At 31.8% G+C, this 7,525-nt stretch carries 11 protein-coding genes and 4 tRNA genes; 13 read left to right on the top strand and 2 right to left on the bottom strand.

Features of this window, described 5'->3' with window-relative positions:
- The first annotated feature begins 20 nt into the window (after positions 1-20).
- The 4 genes from AC2LE6_RS07895 to AC2LE6_RS07880 all read left to right on the top strand — a co-directional run bounded on the left by AC2LE6_RS07895 (position 21) and on the right by AC2LE6_RS07880 (position 1,169).
- Positions 21-97 (top strand) — tRNA-Ile (locus AC2LE6_RS07895).
- Between the two features lie 396 nt (positions 98-493).
- Positions 494-568 (top strand) — tRNA-Gln (locus AC2LE6_RS07890).
- A gap of 430 nt (positions 569-998) precedes the next feature.
- Positions 999-1,085: transfer RNA gene (locus tag AC2LE6_RS07885), tRNA-Leu, on the top strand.
- 7 nt (positions 1,086-1,092) lie between these two features.
- Positions 1,093-1,169: transfer RNA gene (locus AC2LE6_RS07880), tRNA-Arg, on the top strand.
- On the opposite strand, the gene AC2LE6_RS07875 is transcribed toward AC2LE6_RS07880, so the two are convergent.
- Positions 1,170-1,853 carry a hypothetical protein gene (locus tag AC2LE6_RS07875; protein WP_484478720.1) on the bottom strand — a complete coding sequence of 228 codons (684 nt, stop codon included), beginning with the start codon at positions 1,851-1,853 and terminating at the stop codon, positions 1,170-1,172.
- Positions 1,854-2,164: 311 nt separating this feature from the next.
- Between AC2LE6_RS07875 and AC2LE6_RS07870 the strand changes: the two genes are divergently transcribed.
- The 9 genes from AC2LE6_RS07870 (at position 2,165) to AC2LE6_RS07830 (ending at position 6,751) form a co-directional block, all read left to right on the top strand.
- Positions 2,165-2,374: a hypothetical protein gene (locus tag AC2LE6_RS07870; protein WP_484478719.1), complete on the top strand. Its 210-nt coding sequence runs from the start codon at positions 2,165-2,167 to the stop codon at positions 2,372-2,374.
- A gap of 287 nt (positions 2,375-2,661) precedes the next feature.
- Positions 2,662-2,985, top strand: a complete 324-nt coding sequence (locus tag AC2LE6_RS07865) for a hypothetical protein (protein WP_484478718.1) — start codon at positions 2,662-2,664, stop codon at positions 2,983-2,985.
- A gap of 199 nt (positions 2,986-3,184) precedes the next feature.
- Entirely contained in the window at positions 3,185-3,556 is a 372-nt protein-coding gene (locus AC2LE6_RS07860; protein WP_484478717.1) for a hypothetical protein, read from the top strand.
- A 62-nt stretch (positions 3,557-3,618) separates the two neighbouring features.
- Complete coding sequence (locus AC2LE6_RS07855) at positions 3,619-3,990, top strand: hypothetical protein (protein ID WP_484478716.1); 372 nt, start codon at positions 3,619-3,621, stop codon at positions 3,988-3,990.
- A gap of 12 nt (positions 3,991-4,002) precedes the next feature.
- Positions 4,003-4,257, top strand: a complete 255-nt coding sequence (locus tag AC2LE6_RS07850; protein WP_484478715.1) for a hypothetical protein — start codon at positions 4,003-4,005, stop codon at positions 4,255-4,257.
- Between the two features lie 56 nt (positions 4,258-4,313).
- Positions 4,314-4,940 (top strand): NUDIX domain-containing protein, encoded by a 627-nt coding sequence (locus tag AC2LE6_RS07845; RefSeq protein WP_484478714.1) that lies wholly within the window; start codon positions 4,314-4,316, stop codon positions 4,938-4,940.
- 15 nt (positions 4,941-4,955) lie between these two features.
- The gene (locus tag AC2LE6_RS07840; protein WP_484478713.1) at positions 4,956-5,402 is read left to right on the top strand and encodes a hypothetical protein; all 447 of its coding nucleotides are present in this window, start codon (positions 4,956-4,958) and stop codon (positions 5,400-5,402) included.
- The gene (locus AC2LE6_RS07835) at positions 5,395-5,712 is read left to right on the top strand and encodes a hypothetical protein (RefSeq protein ID WP_484478712.1); all 318 of its coding nucleotides are present in this window, start codon (positions 5,395-5,397) and stop codon (positions 5,710-5,712) included. The genes AC2LE6_RS07840 and AC2LE6_RS07835 overlap by 8 nt, the downstream gene beginning before the upstream one ends.
- A gap of 115 nt (positions 5,713-5,827) precedes the next feature.
- Entirely contained in the window at positions 5,828-6,751 is a 924-nt protein-coding gene (locus tag AC2LE6_RS07830) for a P-loop NTPase family protein (protein ID WP_484478711.1), read from the top strand.
- On the opposite strand, the gene AC2LE6_RS07825 is transcribed toward AC2LE6_RS07830, so the two are convergent.
- Positions 6,748-7,525, bottom strand: a 778-nt coding sequence (locus tag AC2LE6_RS07825) for a GIY-YIG nuclease family protein (RefSeq protein WP_484478710.1), incomplete at its 5' end; no start/stop codon positions are given. The genes AC2LE6_RS07830 and AC2LE6_RS07825 overlap by 4 nt on opposite strands.

Here is a 7,525-nt window from a genome sequence, read left to right as displayed (position 1 = left end):
GTCCACCGCGCCATATATATAGTCCTGTAGCTCAGTTGGTTAGAGTGTTCCGCTGATAACGGAGAGGTCACAAGTTCAAATCTTGTTAGGACTACCAATCTCATTTAATCTATACAATTACTATAAATAGTATATATCAGATGAGTGTGTCATTTGATATGGTTGATACTACCATAAGTATTACTCTTAACTTAGTGAGTATAAAGTATAGTAAGATTTCGCTAGTGTATTGCGGACTTAAAATATATAATACATATGTTTTTACTACTTCAAATGGCACATTATAAAACATTAGAAATAGAGATGAATCACACCATCTCGAAAACTCAACGATATAAGTATTCTTAGGAATTTTTATACCGTCGAGCTTGTTAAGGTAAAACTATGAGGACTCTCATTCCGAAATAGTTAAGAAACAATCTGATATACTCTTAAACGGTTTATGAGAAAGCTGTTTTTGTAGTCGAGTTGGATATACTCGCGGCGGACATTTTGGGGTATCGCCAAGCGGTAAGGCACTAGTTTTTGGTACTAGCATTCGGGGGTTCGAATCCCTCTACCCCATCCATTGAGAAATTAAAAAGAAAAGAGAATAATATGAAAAAAATAATTTTATCGATAGTTTTGGTAATATCAGCTTTGAGTTTCACTGCTTGTGAGAAACCAGATTATCAACACCCTTTATATGGAAAAATAAACTTTTAGTAATTTAAACTCTTTCTAAGGAAAGATTTTGTATAATTACTTATAAAGAAAGATAGTCCGATTGAGACCCTTAGTGGTTATGGAGATAAGAGTTTCAGAGTAATTTGGAAGCGCTATCTTTTTTTTGATGTACAGCATTTGAACATTGTGTTCATCCCATCTAGGTGGGTTGATAGAGTGTTGAAATCCTGGATACTCTACCGATGGTTATCGGTGTTGGGTTATCAGTTATCTTACCTCGGTTTGGTAACTGTATTTTATTTACCATGAATGAGAAATCATTTTAAATACATGCGAGTGTGGCGGAACTGGTAGACGCGTGAGACTTAAAATCTTATGTCCAATAGGACGTGTCGGTTCGATTCCGACCATTCGCACCACTTATAAGCCGTGTTAGCTCAGCTGGATAGAGCAGGGAACTTCTAATTCTCAGGTCAGACGTTCGAATCGTCTACATGGTACCATTATTTATTTTTAGGTTTTCTTCCTAATATCCATCCATTTGATAACCAAAAATCCAACTCATCTTTATCAATTTTCTTGGCAATACCTTCAATTTCAGAATAAATCCATTTAGTTCCAAACTGTGAATTTTTAGAACCTTGTTGATGATGGTTTAATTCGTGAGTTTTACTCATTTTAGTCTTTGTATCCTCTGTATGATTTTTACCATTGAACGTCCAAATACCACTACTTGAATATCTATCTCTTAAAGCTTTTATAGCCTTTATTCTATTAGGTTCGACAATTTGTTTCATCTGGTATCTTGTTTTTTCATCTTCAAACAATCTCTTTGTTGCATAACCACCTTGGTAAACACTATTTGAGTGATTTCTGGTGCTTCTAGATTCTTTTGAATTACAATAACTAAAACCCCCATATCCACCAGGCATTATGTTGTAGTTTGATTCATCAGCAACAAATTCTTCTGTAACTAATTCAGCTTCTTTTGAATACATTTCCTCTTCAGATTCAAATACATGTAAAACTTCTTTATTGAAATTTTCAATACCATATTTCATAAATGCTCTTTTAACCAATTTACCAGAACCAAGATAATCATCTAATATGTTGTTTGTTTCATGTGCACCAATATATATTTTGTTGTTGATTAAATTAGTAGTTTTGTAGATGGTGTAGTATTTCATAATTTTCTCCTTATGAATTGTATAATTTATGTTGAGAGGGACATCAGTTAGTTTCTCATAACTGTTTCTACCAATCCCCACGATTAGTAGATTACCTCTTATTACTCTTATTTATACCTTTTTTACCTCTAAATCCCAAACTTTCAGACAAATAAACTTCACCCAACACTCAACAATTAGTCCTATACACCATATATCCAAGCATAAAAAGCGTAACACTCATTTGTAAATTATCAAATTCTTTTAAAAAACCCTTGACATATTAACTAAGTTATGTTATAATAGTGGTATCAAAAGAAAAGGAAAAGGAAATGTCATTAGCAGAAATAGAATTTGATTCAAACACAGAGGTTATCGAAGTTTTAACTTTACCTGAAGTTACTGGTGTATCCGAGCTTAGATTGTATACAACCGATAGAACTATTGCGATGGAAGCCGATATCAATTTTGTAGAGAAACTATCAGATTTAAAAGATATCGCATTTAGTTACATAATACTAGATTTAGAAGAGATTGAGTAATTATGGAAGATAAAAAAGCAGCCCTCCGAATTGCCATGCAAATGCCAAAAGGTAGAGTAGAAACAGTATCAGGTAGAGTTGGTAATTAACCAACCTACTTCTTCTTATACCAAACACGAACAACCTCATCTATATAATCTAATAAATCAACAAAATCCCCATAATCTGTAAAACGCAATAATTGAATAAAAATCTTAATCATATCTTAACTCCTTATATACTTATTATAAAGCTTTTTTCAAAAGTGCCATGTTAAATTCAATAAATAAAAGAAAAAGGGGGAAATCATGTTTCAACCATCAGAATTAGTAGAATTAACATATAATCATTCAAAACATTTAGCTGAATTTATCGGTGAAGGTTTAAGGATACACAATAATGCCAATACAGCGTCATATCTGTTTTTAATCCACACAAGTAAGGGCACTGTGGAGCACTCTTTTCCAAAAAATGAAATTTCTGGTAAACTTAAAAATAAAGAGATTTCTGAGCCATCTTCAAGAACTGTAAACAAATACAAAAAACAACTCAAACAATTACAAACAGGCACAATTTCAGTAGGTGGGATTTTAGAAAAGCTTGGAAAGGTAAATCAAGAAATTCATTCATAACACGAAACTTCCAACGGCTTTCCTATTATAAGTATATCATAGAATTCCTTTTGTTTCACTTAGACATTATAATATTTTAAGAAAAGTGGGATTCACTGTATCCCACTTTCCTATTATAATATAACATACAAAGAAAAAGTGTAACAATATTTGTTACACTATCTTTATATAATAGTGATAATAAAGAAAAGGATATATTATGAAAAGAGATACATTTACAGCAACATTCGTTAAAACAACTAAAAAAGGTGCACTTCTATCAACAGTAACAGATTCAGTAGGTGATCAATTCCGTGACCACATCTGGATAGAAACAAAATACTTAATGGGATTCTCATGGGGTGATACACTTACATTCACAGCAGAAGCATATATATACCAAGGTCTTAAAATAGGATTGAAAGATTTAGAAACTATTAAAAAGATAGGCACTAATATGGGATTAGTTCAAAAACAAAGAGATTATGATACAAAAAAATTCTCAAATAAAAGTAATAAGAGAATTCAATCTCACAAAAAAGCAAAAGCAGTTAAAAATGTTTTTGACCTTTTTGACAAAATTTCTGCATAAACCCTTGACATTACATACAAAATATGTTATAATATACCTACAATAAAACAAAGGTGGACAAGATGACTAAAACAGATATAAACAAAGCGTTAAAAGAATTAGGTTATGGATTTGTAAAGGTTTCAACTGGTGGTTGGGATGAACCAAAATGTTATACAGGTTTTGATGGTAAAAGAGTTAAAGGTATTTCTGGTGGTTCTGTAGGTCCATTGACATCTTCAAATACTTATGAGGAAAAAAACCAAAGAGTAATAAGTGAAGTAACAGATACTCTTAGAGATTTAGGTATGAGAGAACAAGAAGATGGTGTTTTAGTTTCACCAAATGGAAAAATCAAAGTATCTCTAACAGTAAGTTACTTTCCAGCATACACTAGAAGTGCAGGATATGATGAGTCATATCAAAATGCTTATATTCAACCAATATTTCAATAAGAAGGATTTATTATGGGAAACAGATTAACTAACTTACCAGAAGATGTGGATACTTTTTTAGAGAGTATCGCACAAATGATTGAAGTAGAAGAAGACTCAATTGATTTTAATGATATTCATAAATTTGCAGCAAGAGCTACAGATAAAGATATTAGAAAAATGAGAAACAATATGGCTGATTTAGCAGACTTGGATTTTGATTTTGAAGACCCAGAAGCAGTAGCTATTTCATTACAAATTATTAATGAAGTAAAAGATTTCGCTTAAACCAGCTCTAAGCTGGTTTTTGATATAATATAACATAACAATTAAGGGAGAACAATATGAAAAAAGTAGAAGTAATATCAGTAGAGGATAATTTAAATCCTAAGTTTGTAAAAACAGAGTTATTAAGATGTACTAGAGATGGAGAGCCTTTCTTATGGGAGAGAATTAAATCTCATGATTCTGTGCATGTATTAGTTGATAATGCTGAAACAGCAGAGTTATTATTAGTTAAACAAGTTAGAGTTCCTGTTCTTGTAAATGATGCATCTCAAAATGGTGAAGTTATTGAAGCATGTGCAGGTCTTGTTGATAAAAAAGCAAATGTGCAACAAATAGCAAAAGAGGAAATCTTAGAAGAGTTAGGTTATGATGTACCAACTGAAGATGTATTATTACTAAAGTCTTTAAAAAGTTCAGTAGGAACTGGTGGTACTAATTCATATGCATTCATAGCAAGAGTTGATGAAAGTATGAAAGTGTCTGAAGGTGGCGGATTAGATAGTGAAGATATTGAAGTAGTAAGAATACCATATGCTGAGGTCGATGAATATTTCTTTGATTCAGAAATCCATACTGATGCAATCACAATGTTCCTAGCTACTTATTGGTTATTCAATATGTATGTAGATAAGGAAGTACAGAATAGTTTTAATAACATCTCAAACAGCACTATAACACTATAATAAAAAGGGTAAAAAATGACACCGATTACAATTGATACAAAGATACAAACAGCCACACACGATTCATTAGCAGCGGCATTAGAGAGAAAGAGTTATGAGTTCTGTGTTAATGCAGATTTCACAAATGTTGAAGCAATGATGCAACTTACTGATAGAATGGAACAGTATGCAATGGAAGCATTGATGAGAATTTTCAAAGGTAAGTTAGGATTTAAACCTTTTCAAAATAAAATTTATGATGAAGTTGAAAAGATTTTCGGAAATCAAGATTCATATAATATCAATAGATGTTTTAGTTCAATGCGAAGAGCAAAATATTTTGATGGTATCGACCCAGAAGATACAAAATATCATACATGGTTCAAGAATAGAGTTAGATATGGTTTTATGGTACTGATAAGAGTGCTTAGAGAAGTAGAGTATGTAGAAGTACCAACAAAAATGGAGGTGGAGTATGTCTAATCAAATGTATAGAAAAGTTAATGATGAATTTGAAGAAGTAGGATATGAGTTTACAGGTTTCCCTTCAAATGGTTTATGGTTAGTTGAGGATGGAAAACAGAACTGTCTCATCCCGATGGGAGACATTCCAAAATTTCCAGACCCGATTTTAACAAATTATTCAACATTCCAAGATGAGTTACAAAAACTTATTACTGGTACATGGGAAGACAAGCCCTTATCAGTTGTTGATATTTCAAAAATTGCTTGTGAGTTTTTTGCTCAAAAGGCAATGGATAAAGATGCTGCACAAATCTTCTGTCAGGATTAAAAAGAATTTTGAAATTCTTTTCTAAAACCCTTGACTTCCAATCCAACTTATGTTATAATATAGGTACAAAAGAAGAGAGTTTAACTCTTTTCTATTAATTAAAAGGACTTATCAAATGGTAGAATTCATAAATGTAAAAGGTAACAGAGCGTATTTCAGAGAAGAAGGTGTTAATACTAAAATCTCTAGAGTTTGGAAAGAAGTTAATGGTATGAAAATATTCACTATCAAAGACGAAACTTACCAAGTAGCAGATGACAATTCATCAATTAGTTTAGTAACTGACGGTTCTATTTTAAATGTTCCTGTAACTAAAACACAAGCTCCAAGTCCATTACAATCGGAATTTGATATCAACCAAAGATTTGGATTTTTAGAAAAATTCACAAACATGACTTTATCAAACATTACTAGTTCATTACTTATTTGTGGTCAAAGTGGTTTAGGAAAGTCTCATACTGTTTTAGAGATTTTAGAAAAAAACAATTTGGTAGAAGATGAAGACTACATAATCATAAAAGGTTATGCAACTCCAAAAGCTTTATATGCAACTCTATATGAGAACAAAGACAAAGTTGTTATTTTTGATGACTGTGATAGTGTATTGAAAGATCCTACATCTCTTAACATTTTAAAAGGTGCTCTTGACTCTTATGCTGTAAGAAAAATCAGTTGGTTATCAAAAGGTTTTATTGATGATGGTTTACCAAGTTCATTCAACTTTGAAGGCCAAGTTATCTTTATCTCTAATATCTCTTTAGATAGAATTGATGGTGCTGTAAAAGGTAGAACATTATCTGTAGATGTTACAATGTCTGTTCAAGATAGAATTGATAGAATGACTGCTATTGCTGATAAAATCTTACCAGAATTTAGCATGGATATCAAGTTAGATGTTCTTGAATTTATTGATGAGAACAAATATGAAGCAACAGAACTAAACATGAGAACATTCGAGAAAATCATAAAAATTGCATCTGCATACAATGGTTCATCAGAGTGGAGAGACGCTAGTAAGTATGTTCTTACTAATGCCTAACTAATAAGAAATACTTCCCATCCATAGACACAGCTACTTTTCATTTTAGCTGTGTGTAACCCTTTTCTAATAAGTCTCTGAAATGACTTAGCAGCAGCTGGGTCTAAATCCAAACTATCACAAACTTTTCTCAATCCATTAGTAGCTAAGTATTCATTCCCCTCAGGCGATACTATTTTGTACTGTTTCACATTTGATGGATTTGCTAACATTCTCTCCTTTCTAACTTGTTTCTCATTTTCTGTAGCTTTTCTACCTAAAGCTTTTTGTCTAATTTTTTCTTTTGTTTCATCTGAATGTGTAGAACCTAACCTAGCCTCAACAGCTTTGTCCCACAATGGTTGTAACAACTCTATTTTCTCATCTTCAGATTTTGCTTTCCAATAATTTTTCTGAGCTTCACTAATCATTTTTTTACTCTCATTATTGTGATGTCTTCCTTTGAATGGAGAATCCTTACCAAACATAGGATTTAGTTTCCCTGGTAATGCAGTTCCATCTCCACCATCAGTATGGTTCACCAAAGTACCTTCATTTTTATCTAATCTACCATATTTTGAAATTGTTAAAATTTCTAATTCTCTAGCTTCATCAATAGTATCCACTTTTTGTTCAAGCAAACAAATGTCTGAAAAATCAAATCCTAAAGAAACTAAATCATTTAGTAATTTTACCTTTCTGAAATTCCTTGTATTTTTCTCTCTCAAGTGTTGTTTGAATCTGGTCTCTCTGTTTTTTGAATATCCTACATAGAAAGGTGTATTATTCCTAGGA

It is taken from the genome of Candidatus Izemoplasma sp., from assembly GCF_982632705.1.
This window is presented reverse-complemented; position numbering and strand designations above follow the sequence as displayed.